Source organism: Rhizobacter sp. P2_G4 (assembly GCF_056403575.1).
Genome location: NZ_JBFUFG010000011.1, coordinates 116,632 through 134,184 on the forward strand (window position 1 = coordinate 116,632; position 17,553 = coordinate 134,184).

General features: G+C 67.2%; 17 protein-coding genes. 3 read left to right on the forward strand and 14 right to left on the reverse strand.

Annotation, left to right across the window (positions count from 1 at the left end; all coding sequences use genetic code 11):
• Positions 1–96: 96 nt before the first annotated feature.
• Both AC1DYS_RS27145 and AC1DYS_RS27150 read right to left on the reverse strand, forming a co-directional pair.
• Positions 97–957, reverse strand: coding sequence for a class I SAM-dependent methyltransferase (locus AC1DYS_RS27145; protein WP_477904678.1), 861 nt, complete (start codon positions 955–957; stop codon positions 97–99).
• A gap of 2 nt (positions 958–959) precedes the next feature.
• Complete coding sequence (locus AC1DYS_RS27150; protein WP_477904679.1) at positions 960–1,775, reverse strand: class I SAM-dependent methyltransferase; 816 nt, start codon at positions 1,773–1,775, stop codon at positions 960–962.
• Between the two features lie 250 nt (positions 1,776–2,025).
• Between AC1DYS_RS27150 and AC1DYS_RS27155 the strand changes: the two genes are divergently transcribed.
• Together AC1DYS_RS27155 and AC1DYS_RS27160 are read left to right on the forward strand one after the other, a co-directional pair.
• Positions 2,026–2,553 (forward strand): OsmC family protein, encoded by a 528-nt coding sequence (locus AC1DYS_RS27155; protein WP_477904680.1) that lies wholly within the window; start codon positions 2,026–2,028, stop codon positions 2,551–2,553.
• Positions 2,553–3,539, forward strand: a complete 987-nt coding sequence (locus AC1DYS_RS27160; protein ID WP_477904681.1) for an AraC family transcriptional regulator — start codon at positions 2,553–2,555, stop codon at positions 3,537–3,539. The genes AC1DYS_RS27155 and AC1DYS_RS27160 overlap by 1 nt, the downstream gene beginning before the upstream one ends.
• A gap of 18 nt (positions 3,540–3,557) precedes the next feature.
• On the opposite strand, the gene AC1DYS_RS27165 is transcribed toward AC1DYS_RS27160, so the two are convergent.
• Positions 3,558–5,363 carry a DUF885 domain-containing protein gene (locus AC1DYS_RS27165; protein WP_477904682.1) on the reverse strand — a complete coding sequence of 602 codons (1,806 nt, stop codon included), beginning with the start codon at positions 5,361–5,363 and terminating at the stop codon, positions 3,558–3,560.
• A 27-nt stretch (positions 5,364–5,390) separates the two neighbouring features.
• Positions 5,391–6,260, reverse strand: coding sequence for an alpha/beta fold hydrolase (locus tag AC1DYS_RS27170; protein WP_477904683.1), 870 nt, complete (start codon positions 6,258–6,260; stop codon positions 5,391–5,393).
• A 116-nt stretch (positions 6,261–6,376) separates the two neighbouring features.
• On the opposite strand from AC1DYS_RS27170, the gene AC1DYS_RS27175 reads away from it, so the two are divergent.
• Positions 6,377–7,261 (forward strand): helix-turn-helix transcriptional regulator, encoded by an 885-nt coding sequence (locus tag AC1DYS_RS27175; protein ID WP_477904684.1) that lies wholly within the window; start codon positions 6,377–6,379, stop codon positions 7,259–7,261.
• Here the strand turns inward: AC1DYS_RS27175 and AC1DYS_RS27180 are convergent.
• The 10 genes from AC1DYS_RS27180 to AC1DYS_RS27225 form a co-directional block, all read right to left on the reverse strand.
• Complete coding sequence (locus AC1DYS_RS27180; protein ID WP_477904685.1) at positions 7,233–8,027, reverse strand: MetQ/NlpA family ABC transporter substrate-binding protein; 795 nt, start codon at positions 8,025–8,027, stop codon at positions 7,233–7,235. The genes AC1DYS_RS27175 and AC1DYS_RS27180 overlap by 29 nt on opposite strands.
• Positions 8,028–8,048: 21 nt before the next feature.
• Positions 8,049–8,774, reverse strand: a complete 726-nt coding sequence (locus tag AC1DYS_RS27185; protein WP_477904686.1) for an ABC transporter ATP-binding protein — start codon at positions 8,772–8,774, stop codon at positions 8,049–8,051.
• A gap of 750 nt (positions 8,775–9,524) precedes the next feature.
• Positions 9,525–10,370: an ABC transporter permease gene (locus tag AC1DYS_RS27190; RefSeq protein WP_477904687.1), complete on the reverse strand. Its 846-nt coding sequence runs from the start codon at positions 10,368–10,370 to the stop codon at positions 9,525–9,527.
• The gene (locus tag AC1DYS_RS27195) at positions 10,370–11,350 is read right to left on the reverse strand and encodes an aliphatic sulfonate ABC transporter substrate-binding protein (protein ID WP_477904688.1); all 981 of its coding nucleotides are present in this window, start codon (positions 11,348–11,350) and stop codon (positions 10,370–10,372) included. Before AC1DYS_RS27195 ends, AC1DYS_RS27190 begins: the two co-directional genes overlap by 1 nt.
• Positions 11,347–12,321, reverse strand: a complete 975-nt coding sequence (locus AC1DYS_RS27200; RefSeq protein WP_477904689.1) for an aliphatic sulfonate ABC transporter substrate-binding protein — start codon at positions 12,319–12,321, stop codon at positions 11,347–11,349. The genes AC1DYS_RS27195 and AC1DYS_RS27200 overlap by 4 nt, the downstream gene beginning before the upstream one ends.
• 43 nt (positions 12,322–12,364) lie before the next feature.
• The gene (locus AC1DYS_RS27205; protein ID WP_477904690.1) at positions 12,365–13,765 is read right to left on the reverse strand and encodes an LLM class flavin-dependent oxidoreductase; all 1,401 of its coding nucleotides are present in this window, start codon (positions 13,763–13,765) and stop codon (positions 12,365–12,367) included.
• A gap of 7 nt (positions 13,766–13,772) precedes the next feature.
• Positions 13,773–14,594, reverse strand: coding sequence for a MetQ/NlpA family ABC transporter substrate-binding protein (locus tag AC1DYS_RS27210; protein WP_477904691.1), 822 nt, complete (start codon positions 14,592–14,594; stop codon positions 13,773–13,775).
• Positions 14,595–14,708: 114 nt separating this feature from the next.
• Positions 14,709–15,377, reverse strand: a complete 669-nt coding sequence (locus AC1DYS_RS27215; protein WP_477904692.1) for a methionine ABC transporter permease — start codon at positions 15,375–15,377, stop codon at positions 14,709–14,711.
• On the reverse strand, positions 15,370–16,200 hold the full coding sequence (locus AC1DYS_RS27220; protein ID WP_477904693.1) for a methionine ABC transporter ATP-binding protein: 831 nt from the start codon (positions 16,198–16,200) through the stop codon (positions 15,370–15,372). The genes AC1DYS_RS27215 and AC1DYS_RS27220 overlap by 8 nt, the downstream gene beginning before the upstream one ends.
• Positions 16,197–17,408 carry an acyl-CoA dehydrogenase family protein gene (locus AC1DYS_RS27225; protein WP_477904694.1) on the reverse strand — a complete coding sequence of 404 codons (1,212 nt, stop codon included), beginning with the start codon at positions 17,406–17,408 and terminating at the stop codon, positions 16,197–16,199. Before AC1DYS_RS27225 ends, AC1DYS_RS27220 begins: the two co-directional genes overlap by 4 nt.
• Positions 17,409–17,553 lie beyond the last annotated feature (145 nt).

A 17,553-nucleotide genomic window follows, 5' to 3' on the forward strand; every position in this document is an offset into this window, starting at 1 on the left:
GCGTGAGCAAGTGAGGCAAAGGCGAAGCACAGTGGAATGATGAGAGCCAGCCGTGTTCGCATGAAGATGTGCCCGTGGTGAATTGCGTCGAGTGCGTCAGCCTGAATGGGGGTCCGGGCTGAGGTCGGTGGATGCTATCGCCGAAATGACGACGAACTGCCCCGGCACGCTGTACCCACCGCCATCCGCACCGACATCGCGCCACCCGTCGATGGCTTCCAGGTAGCGCCCGCAGACGCGCGCTCGCGTCGCCTCGTCGAAGCGAGACCACGCGAGTGCGACCGGCCCGCCGACGAAGGCGGCACGGCAGGCTTCGTCGCCACTCGCGTAGTGGAGCGTGGTGGCGAACCGGTGCTGCTCGATGGCCACGAACCCCGCATCGGCGCAGGCGCGAGCCAACGCATCCGGCTGGCCCAGGCGGAAGAACAGCGGGCACACATCGCTGCTCACTTCGGCGTCGACGATCTCCAACACCGCCGACCAGCCGCAGCGCTTGCGCTCGCCCCACACGGCCAGCACCAGCCGGCCGCCGGGCCGCAGCACGCGCCGCATCTCGCGCAGCGCCTGCTCGGGGTTGGGCAGGTACATGAGGCCGAGCGCGCAGAGCACGACGTCGAAGCTGGCATCGGGCAGCGCCAGGCTCTCGGCATCCATGCGCGAGAAGCGGGCGTTCGTCACACCGCCTTCATGCGCCCGGAGCGCTGCGGCCTCGACCATCTGGCCGGAGAGGTCGACACCGACGACGCTGCCCGCCGGCCCCACGTTGCGCGCCGCAGCGAAGCTCACCAGCCCGGTGCCGCAGGCCACATCGAGCACGCGCTCGCCGGGCGCGAGCGCCGCGCAAGCCATCAGGCTGGCTTGTGCCGGCGCGAGCTGCGATTGCCACAGCGGCTCGTAGTCGGCGGCCGCCAGGTCCCAGCCATAACGCTGGACGCGGCGCTGCAGCTTGGCGTCCACGGTCAGCGTTTTGTGATGACGATCTCGAGGTACTCGCTCGGCACCACCAGCGACCCTTCTCCGCCGACGTTCAGGCTGTTCATCAGCTCGGTCATGTCGCGTTCCAGCTCGACTGCCTTGTCCGCCGGCAGCGCGGCGAATGCCTTGTGCACGGGCCCGTACCAGTTGCGGAACACGTCGATGAAATGCGCCGCCGAGCGGTAGCGGAAGTTGAACAGGCGCGGCGTGATCTGGATCGACGCGAGCTGCTCGCCGAACAGCGAACGCAGATGCGCTTCGGTGCCCCACAGCGAGGGCGGCTGCACGCCGGCGGGCGGTGGCATCTGCTTGCCAAGCGCCTTGAACAGCTGGCCGATGAAGCCGGCCGGCGTCCAGTTGGCCAGGCCGATGCGGCCGCCGGGGCGGCACACGCGCGCCATCTCCGAAGCCGACTTGGCATGGTCGGGCGCGAACATCACGCCGAAGGTCGACAGCACGGCGTCGAAGCTCGCGTTCTCGAAAGGCAGCGCTTCGACATCGGCCACCTGGAAGGTAACGTTCAGGCGTTCGGCCCTCGCGCGTTCGGCAGCGCGGTCGAGCAGCGAGGCCACGTAGTCGGTCGACGTGACGCGGGCGCCGCGGCGAGCGGCGGCCAGGGTGGCATTGCCGTTGCCGGCGGCCACGTCGAGCACGCGTTCGTCATAGCGCAGGTCGCAGGCCTCGGCGAGCTGCTCGCCGACGAGCTGCAAGGTGGTGCCGATCACGGCGTAGTCGCCACTGGCCCAGGCGGTCTGCTGGCGGCTCTTCAAGGCAACGAGGTCGGTGGTGGGTGCGTTCATGGGTCGTCTCCTGGTGTGTTGGGTGGGTGAGGCGAGATGATGATTTCGAGCTGGGCGCGCGTCCTGTCCGTGCGTCTGCGCGGGCTGATCGAGCGTCCGGGTTTTTGCTGCTCGACACCGCGTGCCTGACGCTGCGTCCGGGATTGCTGTCCCATCGTCCGGGCACCCCTGCATCGGGTGATCCCTCGGCTTGGCGGCAGGCGCGCACGCGCCCAGAATGAGCCCTTCACGGCAGCTTGGAGACACAGCCATGAGCACCCAGGACATCGCAGCCGCCATGGAGCGCGTCGAAGCCGTCTTGCGCCGTCGCCCCGAGCACGGCCTGCACGACGACGCATCCGCCACCGCCCGCTGGCAAGGGGGCACGCGCGTCGTCTCCAGCCACGCCAACGGCGCCCAGATGGCCACCGACATGCCGACCGAACTAGGCGGCACCGGCGACCAGGTCTCGCCCGGCTGGATGTTCCGCGCGGGGCTGGCCTCGTGCCTCACCACCTGCATCGCGATGAACGCAGCCGCACAAGGCATCACGCTTGCCACGCTCGAGGTGGTGGCCGGCAGCCGCTCTGACACGCGTGGCATCTTCGGCATGACCGACGCCGATGGAACGACGGTGAGCCCCGCATCGCAAGACGTGACGATGCACGTGCACCTCAGCGCCCCCAGCACCGCACCGGAGCGCCTGCGTGAGCTGGTGGCGTACAGCTACCAGCACTCGCCGGTGCCCGCGGTGCTGCTGGCCGCCACACCCATCGCACTGCAGGTCGACGTCGGCTGATGGACGCGCTGTCAGAGACCCTTGGCGTGGTGCGCCTGGTCGGCGCGATCTTCATCAACGCCAAGTTCACCGCGCCGTGGTGCTACCAGTCGCCACGCGCCGACACGGCCGCGCCGATCCTCGAGCCCGGTGCCGAGCGCGTGGTGATCTTTCACCTGATCACCGAAGGCGAGTGCTGGGTCGAACTCGGTGACGAGCCGCCGATGAGGCTGATCGCCGGCGACGCCGTGATCTTTCCGCAAGGCGATGCCCACCGCATGGCCTCGGAGCCCGGATTGCCGCCTGCAAAAGGCGGTGCGCCGCTGAGCGAGGTGCTCGCACGCCGCCCGCGCCAGCTGATGTACGGCGGCGGTGGCACGGCAACGCGCCTGGTCTGCGGGTACCTGGCCTGCGACCACAAGCTCGCGCAGATGCTGCTCACCGGCCTGCCGCCAATCGTGCGCGTCAACGTGCGCGGCTCCAACGCCGGCATGTGGCTCGAGGCGTCGGTGCGTTATGCGCTGGCCGAAGCGCGCTCGCCGAGGCCGGGCGGCGCGGGCGTGCTGGCCAAGCTGTCCGAGGTGCTGTTCATCGAGGTGCTGCGCCTCTACATGAACGAGCAGAGCACCGACCGCACCGGCTGGCTGGCCGGCGTGGGCGACCGCATCGTCGGCGCGGCGCTGAACGCCCTGCACTCGCGCCCCGCGCAGGCGTGGACATTGGAGGAGCTGGCGCGCGAGGCGGGCACCTCGCGCTCGGTGCTGGCCGAGCGCTTCCAGCATCTGGTGGGCAGCTCGCCAATGCAGTACCTCACGCAGTGGCGCATGCTGCTCGCCGCCAACCTGCTGACCCGCAGCAATGCGCCGCTTGCGCGCATCGCCGAAGACGTTGGTTACCAGACAGACACGGCCTTCAGCCGCGCGTTTCGCCGCGAGTTCGGCTCGCCACCGGCGGCCTGGCGGCGCAACCAGTCGACGCGCGAACGGGCAGCTGCTGCGGTGTCGTGACGGATGCCGTTCTTCGGGCTACTGACGGCTCGCGATCCAGCGATCGATGTGCGCGTCGAGCAGCGAGAGCGGCAGCCCGCCTTCGGCCAGCACCGCGTCGTGGAAGGCCGCGATGCTGAACTTGTCGCCCAGCTTCTGCTTCGCGCGGTCACGCAGTTCCTGGATCTTCAGCGAGCCGAGCTTGTAGCCCAGCGCCTGCCCGGGCCAGGCCATGTAGCGGTCGATCTGGTTGCGTGACTGCTTCTCGGTGAAGCCGACGTTCTCCATCAGGTAGGTCACCGCCTGGTCGCGGCTCCAGCCCTTGGCATGCAGGCCGGTGTCGACCACCAGGCGGGCCGCGCGGAAGATCTCCAGCCGCAGGTGGCCCACGTACGCCACCGGGTTCTCGTACAGCCCCATCTCGCGGCCCAGCGTCTCGGCGTACAGCGCCCAACCCTCGCCATAGGCGTTGATCCAGGTGCGCTTGCGGAACTTCGGCAAGCTCAGCTCCTGCTGGATCGCCAGCTGAAAATGGTGGCCCGGCTGCCCTTCGTGCAGGAAGAGCGTCGTCATCGTGGTCGAGTCGTACGTCGTCGGGTCGTTGATCACCGCCCAGAAGGTGCCGGGCCGCGAGCCGTCTTCGGCCGGCAGCGAGTAGTGGTCGGACGCTGTGGCCTTGGTGAGCTCGGGCTCGGGGCGAATCTCCAGCGCCGCCTTCGGCACGCGGCCGAAGAGCTGCGGCAACTGCGGCTTCACCTTCTCGTTGACCGCGCGAAACGCATAGAGGATCTCGGCCTCGCTGGTGAAGGGCTGGAACTTCTTGTTCGCACTCACCCACGTCAGCAGCTGGCGCGGGTCGCCCTCGTAGCCCAGCTGCGGCGCCACCTTCGCCAGCTCGCCATGGATGCGCTCGACGTCCTTCAGTCCGATTGCATGGATCTCTTCGGGGCTCAGCTCGGTGGTGGTCTGGTCGCGCACCCACTGGCGGTACCACGCGGCGCCGTTCGGCAGCGCGCCCCAGCCGGCGGTCTCGCTGCTCGCGGGCAGGTACTCGTTCTCGACGAAGGTGGCGAGCTTGCGCATGGCTGGGGCGATGCGTTTCTCGATGGCATCGCGGTAGCCACGCGTCAGGCGCTCGCGATCGGCGTTGGAGAACGAAGCCGGCAGGTTCTTGATGGGCGCGTAGTAGGGGCTGTCTTCCGCGTTCTCTGCGCCGAGCGTGCGCAGCTGCGTCAGCGTCGCCGTCACCACGGCCTTGGGCCGCACGATGCCCCGCCTCATGCCGGCGCGCATGTTCACGATGGCCTGCACGGTCCACGCCGGCAACTTCGAGATGCGCTTCAGGTAGGCCTCGTGTTCGGCCACCGTCTTGATCAGCTGCTCGCCCTGCCCGCCGCCGAGCGTGGCCAGCAGCACCGGCACGGAACCCAGTTGCTCAAGCGGCAGCAGGTGGTCGTTGAAGTCTTCGAAGCCGATGCGCGTGCGCAGGTCTCGCGCCAGCAGGTCGTAGGTCAATGCATCGGCTGCGCTCAAGCCCGCGCGGTCGATCGCCGCGAGTTGGCGCTGCACATGGTGGTACATCGCGAAGCGCTTCTTGCGATGCGCCGGCGAGATGGTGACAGGCAGCTGGTCGTCGAAGCGGTTGTCGCCGGCCAGCGTGGCGGAGTACAGCGGGTCGAGGCGCGCCTGGGCTTCGTAGTACGTGTCTGCGAGCGCGGCGAGGGCTGCGCTCGCGCCGGCTTTGCCCGGCTCGGCGGCCACGGCGGGTTGAAGACACGTGAACGCGCACGTGAGGGTGAAAACAAAAGCGAAAGCGGCGATGAAGCGAGAGCGGCGCATGCGCATGAGACCTTTCCGTTCGGGTGTCACGGGTCAGGCCGCAGCCTGTGCCCAATGTTCACGCAGTTCAGCGTTGAATTCAGCCCAGCGCTCTTCTGGGAAGAAGAGCCTGGCGCCGTCGAACTCGGTGCGCCGGCGCGTGCCCGGAATCGTCTTCTCCAGCCAGCGCGACCAGCGAGCGTCGAAGTAGACATCGTCGGTCCCCCACACGATGAGGGTGGGGGCTTTCAGGTCCTTGAGTTGCGATTCGATCATCACGGTGTCGGCGCAATCGAAGGCGGCGAGAAAGCGCTCCAGGTCGCGCGTGCGCTGGGCGCTGGCCAGATGCGGCCGCAGGTAGATCTCGATCGTCTCGTCGCTCACGCCGGCGGGGTCTTCATAGGCCGGCCCGAGAGCGCCGGGCGAGCGGTAGACGGCTTTGTCCGCAAGCATCGCGTTCAGCGCAGCGCTCAGCCCGCCGCCTGCCGACAGTGCGAGAAATGGCTTGAACGCTTCGGGTGGCCAGTTGTCGTGGGTGTCGCAGTCGGTGAGCGTGAGGCTGCGCACGCGCTCGGGGTTGAGTGCCGCGAAGATCTGCGCCATGCCGCCACCGCCATCGTTGCCGACCAGGTCGACGCGGTCGATCTTCAGCGCATCCAGAAACTGCCGCAGCATCAGCGCGTTGGCCGTCGACGACACGTTCTGGTGGGCGCTGATCTCGGTCGCGCCATGGGCCAGCAGGTCGATGGCGATGCAGCGCCGCACCGACGCCAACTCGCTCAGCTGGTGGCGCCACAGGTAGCCGTTGACGAGCACGCCGTGCACGAAGAGCGCCACGGGCCCGCTGCCGTGCTCGACATAGGCGATGCGGCCCGAGGGGGTGTCAACGAAATGGCGCTTGGCCTCGAATTGCTGCTGGTTCATGCTGATGCTCTCCGGTGATGTGGAGGCGCCAGTCTGCGGACGGTGGGTGGCAAAAACTTGGAGAAAACTGCTGTCGGTCTTCCACTAACATGGCTGCAAACCCCGTTCTGAGCCCCATGCCTGCCGCTGCTTCGTCACCTTCTGCCGACCGCGCGTACCGCCCGCTCCAGCGCGACACTGGCCTGCGCCTCACGCGCTGCCAGTGCCGTGCAGGTCGCCATGCCCGGCCGGTGGACGAGCAGCACCAGACGTTCTCGGTCACGCTGGTGGAGCGCGGCGTGTTCACCTACCGCAGCCCGGCTGGCCAGGCCGTGTTGAGCCCGGGCTGGCTCATGCTCGCCAACGACGGTGAGGGCTACACCTGCTCGCACGAGCACAACGATGGGCAAGGCGACGATTGCGCCGTGCTCGGCATTTCGGCGCAGCGCATGGACGAGCTGCAGAGCGCGCTCGGCCAGCGCCACACGGGCACGGTGTTCCGCCGCGCCAGCCTGCCGCCGATGCCGCGCGTGGCCGCGCTGCTGAAGACGCTGCTCGCCGACGGCGACGAAGGCTTTGCGCTCGAAGAGACGGCGCTCGCGGTGGTCGGTGCCGTTCAGCGCACGCTGAATGACGACTCGGCCCCATCGCCCGCTGCTGCACAAAGCGAGCGCGCCTTGGCCGCCGCGCGCCACATCGAAAACCATGCGGCGGAGCCCTTGTCACTGGACGAAGTGGCCGCCGCCGTGGGCCTCGGTTCATTCCACCTGATGCGCACGTTTCGCCACAGCATGGGCGTCACGCCGCACCAGTACCTGATCCGCCTGCGGCTGCTGCGCGCTGTGGAGTTGCTGCGCGACAGTGCCCTGCCCGTCACCAGCGTGGCCTACGAGGCTGGGTGGGCCGATCTCTCGAACTTCATCCGCACCTTCCAGCGCGATATCGGTTGCTCGCCGAGAGACTTCCGGCGCTCCGATCGCAAGATGCTCGGGTCTAGAACGCCGGCACCATCGAGCCGCTGAAGTTGGCCTGCACGAAGGTCTTCACCTCGGGCGACTGAAAGGCCTTCACCAACTTCGCGACCCAGGGCTTGCCCGCGTCTTGCGTGCGCACGGCAATGAGGTTGGCATACGGACTCTTCGCGTCTTCGATCGCAATCGCATCGCGCGTGGGCACCAGGTTGGCCTGCACCGCGTAGTTGGTGTTGATGGCGCTCGCGTCGAGGTCGTCGAGCGAGCGCGGCAGCTGCGCGGCCTCGATCTGCACGAGCTGGATGCCCTTGACGTTCTCGGTCACGTCGAGCACGGTGGCGCTGATGCCGGCCGTGGGCTTGAGCTTGATGACGCCGTACTTCTGCAGCAGCGACAGCGCCCGCCCGCTGTTCGACGGGTCGTTCTGGATGCCGACCTTCGCGCCCTTGGGCAGATCGGCCAGCGACTTGAACTTCTTCGAATAGAAGCCCATCGGGAAGGTGACGGTCTCGCCCACCGCGCTGATCTTGTAGCCGCGCGCCTGGATCTGCGACTGCAGGAAAGGCAGGTGCTGGTAGCTGTTGGCCTGCACGTCGCCCGCATCGAGCGCGGCATTGGGCTGGATGTAGTCGTTGAACTCGACAATCTGCAGCTTCAGCCCGTCGCGTTCGGCGACCTTCTTCGCCACCTCGGCGATCTGCGCGTGCGGGCCGGCGGTGACGGCGACCTTGATGACGTCTTGCGCGTGTGCGCTGAGGGCGGCAAATGCGGAGAGTGCCAGCGTGGCGATGGAGATAAAACGGGTGGGCAGCAGCATGAATGAAAGTCCTCGGTGAGATCAGAACGCGTGCGCGGCATGCAAGGCCTGGCGCACACGGGTGGTGAAAAAAGCCGCATCGGCGTGCTCGCGTTCGCGCGGTCGCGGCAGGTCGATGGGCAGGTCGGCACGCACGGTGCCCGGGTTGGCGTCCATCACCAGCACGCGGTCGCTCAGGTGCACCGCCTCGCCGATGTCGTGCGTGACCATCAGCACCGTCACGCCGTGCGTGTGTGCCAGCTGCAGCAGCAGGTCCTGCAGCTTCATGCGCGTGAACGCATCGACGGCGGAGAAGGGTTCGTCGAGCAGCAGCAGTGACGGTTGCGTGAAGAGGCCGCGGGCGATGGCGACGCGCTGGGCCTGGCCGCCGGAGAGCTGCTTGGGCAGGGCGTTGCCCAGGCCTTCGAGGCCGACTTCGCGCAGGAGCTCTGTGACGCGTGGGTTGTCGTGTTTGTTGTCGTTCAGGTCGAAGGCGATGTTTTGGGCGACGGTGAGCCAGGGGAAGAGGCGGGGTTCCTGGAAGATGAAGCGGATGTCTCTGGTGGGGCCTTGCAGGCGCTGGCCTTGGAGCAGCACTTCGCCGTCGTGGGCGGTGTCGAGGCCGGCGATCACGCGCAAGAGCGTGCTTTTGCCGCAGCCGCTGGCGCCTACCAAGGTGACGATCTCACCTGAGCTGATGTGGAGGCGGATGTTTTGGAGGACCAGCTTGGTGGTGAACTTTTTGTTTGGGAGATGGAGGGTCAGCATGGGGTTGTCACTTGCTATTCGGGCTGGGGTATCGAAGCCTCGCTTTGTCGTGGCCATGTTCACTGGCGTGAGGCCGTGTCGGGATATGCCCCCGACAGGGCAGTAACTTTCTTTCGCTTCCCCGAAAGAAAGTCACCAAAGAAAGGGGGACCCGACGGTGGCGGTCGGCCTGTGGCCGACTGCTCTGCGGTGCTCGTGCTCTGGGGCCCGCGCCAAACTCGCTTCGCGGCCTGCGGCCGCTGCGCTCAGACAAACGGCGCGAAGTCAGTTGACGAAGCGCGCTATCGCGCGCGGCCCCAAAGCCCTGCGCTCCTCGACGCCACCCACGGGGCCCAAGAGCAATACAGGTCGTTGCTTCGCAACTTCCCTCCACCTCGCTTCGCATCGGGCGCGAGCGAAGCGATGCGTCATCCAGCCGATGCGAAGCGAGCCGGGTCTGGTGTTCGTCTCCCCCTTCGGACGAGCTGAGCAGCACAGGGCTTTGCAGCTGCGTGCGCAGCACGCTTCGTAATCTGCCTTCGCGACGTTTGTCTGAGTGGCGTGAGCGCAGCGAACAAAGCGAGTTTGGCGCGAGCTGCAAAGACCGAGCAGCGCGGGGCAGCCCTTGCGCAGCAAGGGCCGAGTCGGCAGGGGTCGCTTCTTTGCCTACTTTCTTGTCGATACAAGAAAGTAGGTCGCCTGCCGGGGCGACATCCCGGCGCGGCCTCACGCAGTGAACAAGAGACACGCAAAAGCGGAACAAAAGACCCCTCACCCACGCGAATCAAACGTGTCGCGCCAAGACAGCCACCGCCGCTCAACAAACACCATCCCCGAATCACTCACCTTCCCCAGCAACGCCAGCAGCACGATCGCAGCGAGCACAATGTCCGCCCTCCCCGTCTCCCTCCCATCCGTCAGCAAATAACCAAGCCCCCGCGTAGCGGCGATGAGCTCCGCCGCCACCATGAACATCCAAGCCAGACTCAACCCATTCCTCAACCCCGTCATCACCGACGGCATCGCCGCCGGCAGGAGCACCCGCCGCACCAGCGACAACGACGACAACCCCGCCATCCGTGCCACCTCGACCAGCTTGCGATCGACATCGCGAAAGCCCGCGGCCACGCCCATGTAGACCGGAAAAAAAGCGCCGATCGCGATCAGCACGAGCTTGGGTGACTCATCGATGCCCAGCCACAGCAAGAGCAACGGCACCCAAGCCAGCGAGGGGATCGCGCGCAAGGCTTGGAAGCTCGGATCAAGCAGGCGCTCCGCGCGGTGGCTCAGACCCACCAGTGCGCCGACGCTCAACGCCAGCACGGCGCCGATCGCAAAGCCCGTCAGCACACGCGCCGTGCTGGCCACCACGTGCGACAGCAGGCTGCCCTGCTGCAACAGCCACCACAACGTGTTCAGCACCTCGCTCGGTGGCGGCAACAGGTTCGCCGCGACCCAGCCGGCGCGCGAGGCCACCTCCAGCAGCAACAACACCGACAGCGGCACCACCGCACCGAGCCATGCACGAGGTGCTGCCGCGGCACGGATGCGCACCGCCGGCCTTGTGGGCAGCGGTGCCGAGGTGCGCGGCAGCAAGAGGCGCGGGTCGGCCGACATCAGGCTTTCGCTTGGAGACTGCGCGAGAACTGGGTATCGACGAGATCGGTGACGACCTTGTTCAGATCAGTACCGGGCTTCACGAGCGCTTCGTCGAGCAGGATCGGTGATGCCGATTGCAGCGCCTTCACGTGCTCGCTCGACGGCACCGGGTTGCTGAGGTCGGTGCGCGCCTTGATCTGCAGCAGCGCCACCGGCAGCGAGACCTTGGCCTCTTCGGACAGGATCTTCGCGGCCTCGCTGGTATTCGCGAGAGTCCACAGCCGCGCCCGCTCGTAGGCGGCGATGACACGCCGCACTTCGTTCGGGCGCTTCGACAGGAAGTCTTCACGCACGTTGAGGAAGCCGTAGGTGTTGAACGCCACGTTGCGGTACAGCAGCCGGGCACCCGACTCCAGCTCGGCCGCGGCCATCAGCGGGTCGAGCCCGGCCCAGGCGTCGACGCGGCCCTGCTCCAGCGCGGTGCGGCCATCGGCATGCTGCAAGGCCACGTGCTCGATGTCGCTGCGCTTCAGGCCCACGGTGTGCAGCGCGCGCAGCAGGAAGAGATAAGGGTCGGTGCCCTTGGTGGCGGCGATCTTCTTGCCCTTCAGGTCCTTGAGCGTCTTGATCGGTGAGTCCTTGGGCACGACCAGCGCCGTCCACTCGGGGCGAGAGAAGATGTACGGCGTCTTGATCGGGTTGCCGTTGGCCTTGGACAGCAATGCGGCCAGGCCGGCGCTCGACGCGATGTCGACGCTGTTGCTGTTCAGGTATTCGAGCGCGCGGTTGCTGCCGGCGCTGAGCGTCCACTTGACGTTGATGCCGTCGCGCTTCAGCTCGTCTTCGAGCCAGCCGAAGCGGCGCAGCACCAGGCTGGTGGGCGAGTAGTAGGCGTAGTCGAGGCGCACTTCCTTCAAGGCATCGGCGGCTCGCAGCGTGGGCAGGGCGAGGGTGCTGCCGCTGGCGGCGGCCCACTGGAGCAGGTGGCGGCGCTTCATGGCTGCACCGGCGACCAGATGGCGATGTCAGCGGCTTTGAGGTCGCGCGGGATCAGCGCGGCCTCGCGGAAGGTGTCGGCAATGCGCTGCGACTCGGCCAGCGCTTCGCGCTGCACCGGCACGATGGCGTAGCTGCGGCGCGCATTCACCTGCTCGATGGTGGCGGCAGGCACGTTGCCCCAGATTGGCGACAAGCGCTCGGCCGCTTCTTTCGGGTTGGCCTTGACCCATTGGCCGGTGGCCTGCAGTTCGTCGAACACCACCTTCAGCACCTCGGGGTGCGCCTTCGCGAAACTGGTGGTGGCGGTGTAGTAGCGGCTGTATTCGACGAGCGGGGTGCGCCCATCGCCGCGGCCGTCGATCAGCACGCGGTTCTTGCCGTCTTTCAGTTGCACGGCGAGCAGGGGGTCCCACACCGAGAGCGCGTCGACCACGCCGCTGGCGAATGCGGTGGTGCCGTCTTGCGGCTCGAGGAAGCGCAAGTCGATGTCGCTCGCCTTCAGGCCGGCCTGCTTCAGCGCAGTGAGCAGCAGGTAGTGCGCGCCCGAGCCCTTGAGCACCGCGACGCGCTTGCCCTTGAGATCAGCCACCTTCTGGATCGGCGAGCCAACCGGCACGAGCACCGCCTGGGCGGTGGGCGCCGAGGTTTCCTTCGCGATGTAGGTGAGCGGCGCATTGGCCGCCTGCGTGAACAGCGCGTAGGCATCGGCCACGTCGGCATGGATGTCGACGCTGCCGGTGTTCAGCGCGGTGAGCAGTGCGTTGCCGTTGAGTTCGTGCCAGCTGACGTCGTAACCGAGCGGAGTGAGCTTCTTTTCTAGCGTGCCGTTTTGCTTGATCAGGGTGAGCAGTGTGGAGGAACGCTGGAAGCTGATGCGCACCGTCTCTCGGGCGTGGGCCAGCGTGGTGGAGAGGGTGAGCGCGGCGGCTGCGAACAGCAGTGCTGCGCGGCGTGTTGATGTTTTTTTCATGGGCTTTCTTTGGAGCTTTTTCAAGAAGAAATCGAAGAGGCGTTCAAGCAACGGAGACCTCCAAGACCTTGGCAGCAGGCTCGGCATCGATGCGAACCAGCCGCCCCGCATGGTTCGCCGGCAAGCGCGCGCCCTGGCGGAACAGCTTGCTGCGCAGCGTGCCCTGCGGGTACTCGCTGCGGTAGCGGCCACGGCGTTGCAGCTCGGGCACCACGTGCGTCACCACGTCGCGCATCGTCTCGTGGGCCAGTGCGAAGGTGAGGTTGAAGCCGTCGATGCCGGTCTCGTCGACCCAGCTCTCGAGTTCGCTCGCCACCTGCTTCGCGTCGCCGGTGATCACCGGGCCGCGGCCGCCGAGGCCGATGAAGCGGGCGGCCTCGCCCACCGTCCATCTGCGGTTCGGGTCGGCCTGGCTGAAGGACGCAAGCGCGGCGCGGCCGGCATCGGTGTCGATGTATTCGATGGTCGCGTCGAGCGGGTAGCGGCTGAAGTCCACGTCGGTCCAGCCCGAGAGCAGTGCCAGCGAGGCTTCGATGTCGATGTGCTTTTCGTAGTCGGCGCGCTTGGCTTGTGCCTCGGCCTCGGTGTCGCCGGTGATCACCAGGGCCTGCGCGTAGATCAGCAGGCTCTTCGGGTCGCGCCCGGCCTTGACCACGGCCTGGCGCAGGTCGGTCACGTAGCGCGCGATCACCGCCTTGCTGGGGCCGCTCACGAACACGCACTCGGCATGCTTGGCCGCAAAGGCCTTGCCGCGCGACGAGGTGCCGGCCTGGTACAGCACCGGCGTGCGCTGCGGCGAGGGCTCGCTGAGGTGGAAGCCGGGCACCTGGTAGTGCTCGCCGTGGTGTCGGATGGGGTGCACCTTCTTCGGATCGGCGTAGACGCCGGTGGCGCGGTTGCGCTGCACGGCATCGTCTTCCCAGCTGTGCTCCCACAGCTTGTAGACCACGTCCATGTACTCGTCGGCCTGGTCGTAGCGGTCGTCGTGGGCGCGCCGCGGCAGGCCGAGGTTGCGCGCTGCGCTGTCGAGGTAGCCGGTGACGATGTTCCAGCCGATGCGGCCGCGCGTCAGGTGGTCGAGTGTGCTGATGCGGCGCGCGAACGAATACGGGTGCTCGTAGGTCAGCGCGCACGTCACGCCGAAGCCCAGGTGCTCGGTCACACCGGCCATCAGCGGCACCAGCGCGAGCGGGTCGTTCAGCGGCACCTGGATGCCGTGGCGCAGCGCGGCATCGGCCGACCCGTCGAACACGTCGTACACGCCCAGCACGTCGGCCAGGAACACGCCGTCGAACAGGCCCTTCTCCAGCAGCTTCGCAAGCTCGACCCAGTGGTCCGGGTCGGTGTACTGGTGCGAGCGGTCACGCGGGTGCCGCCACAGCCCCGGCGACTGGTGCGAGGCCGCGTTCATCTGGAACGCATTGAAGCGGATGGCCTTCTTCATGACCCGCTTACTTGGCGCTGGCAGCCAGCAGGGCCTGCTGGTAATCGGTCTTCACGAAACCGGCAAAGCTCTTCTCGGTGACGGCCAGGAACTCGCGCGAGCGGTAGGCGTCGGCAATGTCTTTCACCCAGGGCTTGTCTTTGTCGGCGGTGCGCACGGCCACCACGTTCTGGTAGGTCGGGCCTGTCTTCTCCAGTGCCAGTGCTTCGGTGATCTTGAGGCCCGAGGCGAGCGCGAAATTGCCGTTGACGAAGGAGTAGTCGGTATCGGCCAGCGAGCGCGGCAGCTGTGCGGCCTCGATCGGTACGAGTTTGATCTTCTTGATGTTGACGGCCACGTCTTTCTCGCTCGCGCGGATCGGGTCGGTGCCGTCTTTCAACTTCACCCAACCCAGCTCCTGCAGCACCACCAGCGCGCGTGCAGCGTTGGTCGGGTCGTTCGGCAGCGCGACCACGGCGCCCTCTTTCACGTCCAGCGTCTTGTGCTTGTGGCTGTAGAGCGCAATGGGCGCGGTGGGTACCTTGATCAGCTCACTGATCGCGAGCTTGTTCTCTGCCGCGAACTTGGTCAGGTAGACGATATGCTGGAAGGCATTGGCATCGAGCGCCCCCTGCGCGAGCGCGTGGTTGGGCTGGATGTAGTCGTTGAACTCGACCACCTTCACCGTGTAGCCCTTCTTCTCGAGCAGGGGCTTGATGCCGAGCTTGATCTGGTCGGCGTACGGGCCGGCGGTGGCGCCGAAGACGAGTTCCTTCTTCTCTTGCGCATGGGCGGTGAAGAAGACGGCTGCGAGGGACAAGGCGATGAGCGAGCGGCGAGTGAGTGACATGGCGTGTTTCCTTGTTGAGTTCTGTGTTCGTCCACCACTCCCGTTCGGGCTGAGGTATCGAAGCCTTGCGCGGGCCTTCGATACCTCAGACTGAACGGTGGGTGGTGTTCATGGCTATCGCTTGTCCAACCGGCGCGCCAGGCGGTTGCCGGTGAACTGGATGATCTGCACCAGCACGATCAGCAGCGCCACGGTGAGCACCATCACGTCGGTCTGGAAGCGGTAGTAGCCGTAGCGGATGGCCAGGTCGCCGATGCCGCCACCGCCCACCACGCCGGCCACCGCCGAGTACGAGAGAAAGCTGATGGCCAGCACCGTGAGCGCGAGCACCAGGCCCGAGCGTGCCTCGACCAGCAACACGCGCAGCACGATCTGCAGCTCGCTCGCGCCCATGGCGTGCGCCGCTTCGATCACGCCGCGCGGCACTTCGCGCAGGTTCTGCTCGACCAGGCGCGCGAAGTACGGAATCGCCGCGAACGACAGCGGCACCGCAGCGGCCACCGGCCCGATCGAGGTACCGGCGATCACACGCGTGAACGGCACCAGTGCGACCAACAGGATGATGAAAGGGAAGGAACGCACGGTGTTGACGAACCAGTTCAGCACGCCGAACAGCGCCGGCCGCTCCAGCGACTGCCCCGGCCCCAGCAGGAAGAGCAGCACGCCGAGTGGCCCGCCGATCAGCACCGCGGCGCTCAGGCCAATGGCGAGCATGGTCAGCGTCTGGCCGGTCGCCGTCCACAGCTCGGGCAGGATGGCGACGACGTTCGACAGATCAGGCATACGCAGCCTCCAGCCGGTCGAGCTCTTCACGCGCATCGGCCTGCGCCATCTGCCGTGTGAGCTCACGGCCCAGGGCCGTGCGTGGCACCGAGCTCGGCTCGGCCACCGCGAACTGCTCGGCCACCTCGCCGTGTTCCATCACCGCCACGTGCTTGCACAGTGCGCGCACCACGGCGAGCTCATGCGTGACGATCACGATGGTCACGCCCAGGCGCAGGTTGATGTCTCGCAGCGTGTCGAGCACCGAGCGCGTGGTTTCGGAATCGAGCGCCGAGGTGGGCTCGTCGCACAGCAGCACCTCGGGGTTGGTGGCCAGCGCGCGGGCGATGGCCACGCGCTGCTTCTGCCCGCCGGAGAGTTGCGCCGGGTAGCTGTCGACCTTGTCGAGCAGGCCCACGATCTGCAGGCACTCGCGCACGCGGCGAAAGATGTCGCCGGGGCTGCGCTTGCCATGGATGCGCAGCGGGAAGGCCACGTTGTCGAACACGCTCGCGTTCTGCAACAGGTTGAACTGCTGAAACACCATGCCCATCGACTGCCGCGCCAGCCGCAGCTCGGCCTTGCCGAGCGCCGTGATCTCGCGCTCGCCGACGAACACGCGGCCGCCGTCGGGCTGCTCGAGCCGGTTGATCAGACGCAGCAGCGTGGACTTGCCGGCGCCGCTGGTGCCAATGAGGCCGAACACATCGCCGGCACGCACCTGCAGCGAGACATTGCGCACGGCGGCCAGCGTCTGTTTGTTGGGCAGCACGAAGCGCTTGGACACGCCGTCCAGGCGGATCGCAACGCGCGGTGAAGGATCGATGGGGGTGACGGTGCTCATGAGTACGACGTGGGTTCGGGCCACGCACCGGTCAGCACATGGCGGCCGATGTCGCGCAGCTTGTAGTCGACGGGGTCGTGCAGGGTGTGCACGCGCACGTTGCGCCAGAAGCGGTCGAGCCCATGGCGCGCCGAGGTGGAGCGCGCGCCGGTCAGCTCGAACAGCTGCGAGCTCACTTCCACGCCCGCGCGGTGCGCCAGCACCTTGGCTTCGGCTACGGCAATCGCCACCTCGCCACGCTCGGCTGCGGTGAGATCGGCGCCACGGCGGAAGGCATCATCGAGCAGCTGCGCGGCCCGGTCGGCCAGCGCTATGGCCGGGCGCAGCAGCAACCACAGCTCGCCGTAGCGGTGCTGGATGAACGGGTCGTCGATCGACACCGCCACGCCGGAGCTGATCCACGGCCGCGCTTCTTCGCGGCTGTAGCGCCGGGCCTCGTTGAATGCGCCGAGCCCGATGCCAAGGTAGAGGTTGACGAGCACCAGCTGGGCCACCTGCGAGCGCAGCGTGCTTTGCGGTGTGGGCACGGCGCGCGGCGCCTGCAGCACCTCGAAGTCGGTGATCAGCACGTTGTCGAAGCGCACGTTGCCGCTGTCGGTCTGCTTCTGGCCGAAGGCATCCCAATCGGCCTGCACGCTCACGCCTTCGCGCTGCGTGGGAACCGCGCCGATCAGCAGCGTCTGCGAGGCCTCGTGCCAGGCGGAGACGGTGAGCTGGTCCGAACCGACCGAGCCCGAGGCAAAGCTCTTGATGCCGTTGAGCAGATAGCCGCCATCGACCTCCGTGGCGAGCAGGCGCTTGTCGAGCGGGTTGAGTGCATTGCCCCAGAACCAGCCCTGCGCCACCGTGTCGCGCAACAGGCGCGACTGCTGGTCGGCCGTGCCGTACAGGCGCACACCCGCCAGCTGCAGGTGGTGAAAGCCGAACAGATGCGCCAGGGCGCTGTCGGCCTCGGCCAGGCGCCGCAGCGATGTGAAGAGCGTCGGCCAATCGGCGCCCTGCCCGCCATGCTCGGTGGGGATGGTCAGCGTCAGCAGGCCGCTCTGGCGGATCAGCTCACGCTCATGCGCCGCATGGCCGCCGGCACGGTCACGCTCGATGGCCGTGGCCTGCAGCTGCAGAGCCAGCGTCTCGACGGCGTCGCGCACCCACGCCGCCGAACCCTCGTCGTGCGTCACGCGGCGTTGAAGAGAAATCACAGGGGACATGCCAGCTCGAAGGATTCGAAGACTGGCAGTGTTTCAGCGGCATGCGCTGTTGGGAACGAAGCAAAACGGGTTAGGTTCTGCGCAAATCAAACATGGGCTTGAATCGCAGCACGCGGGCATGCGACGCATCGAGGCGATGGTCTCG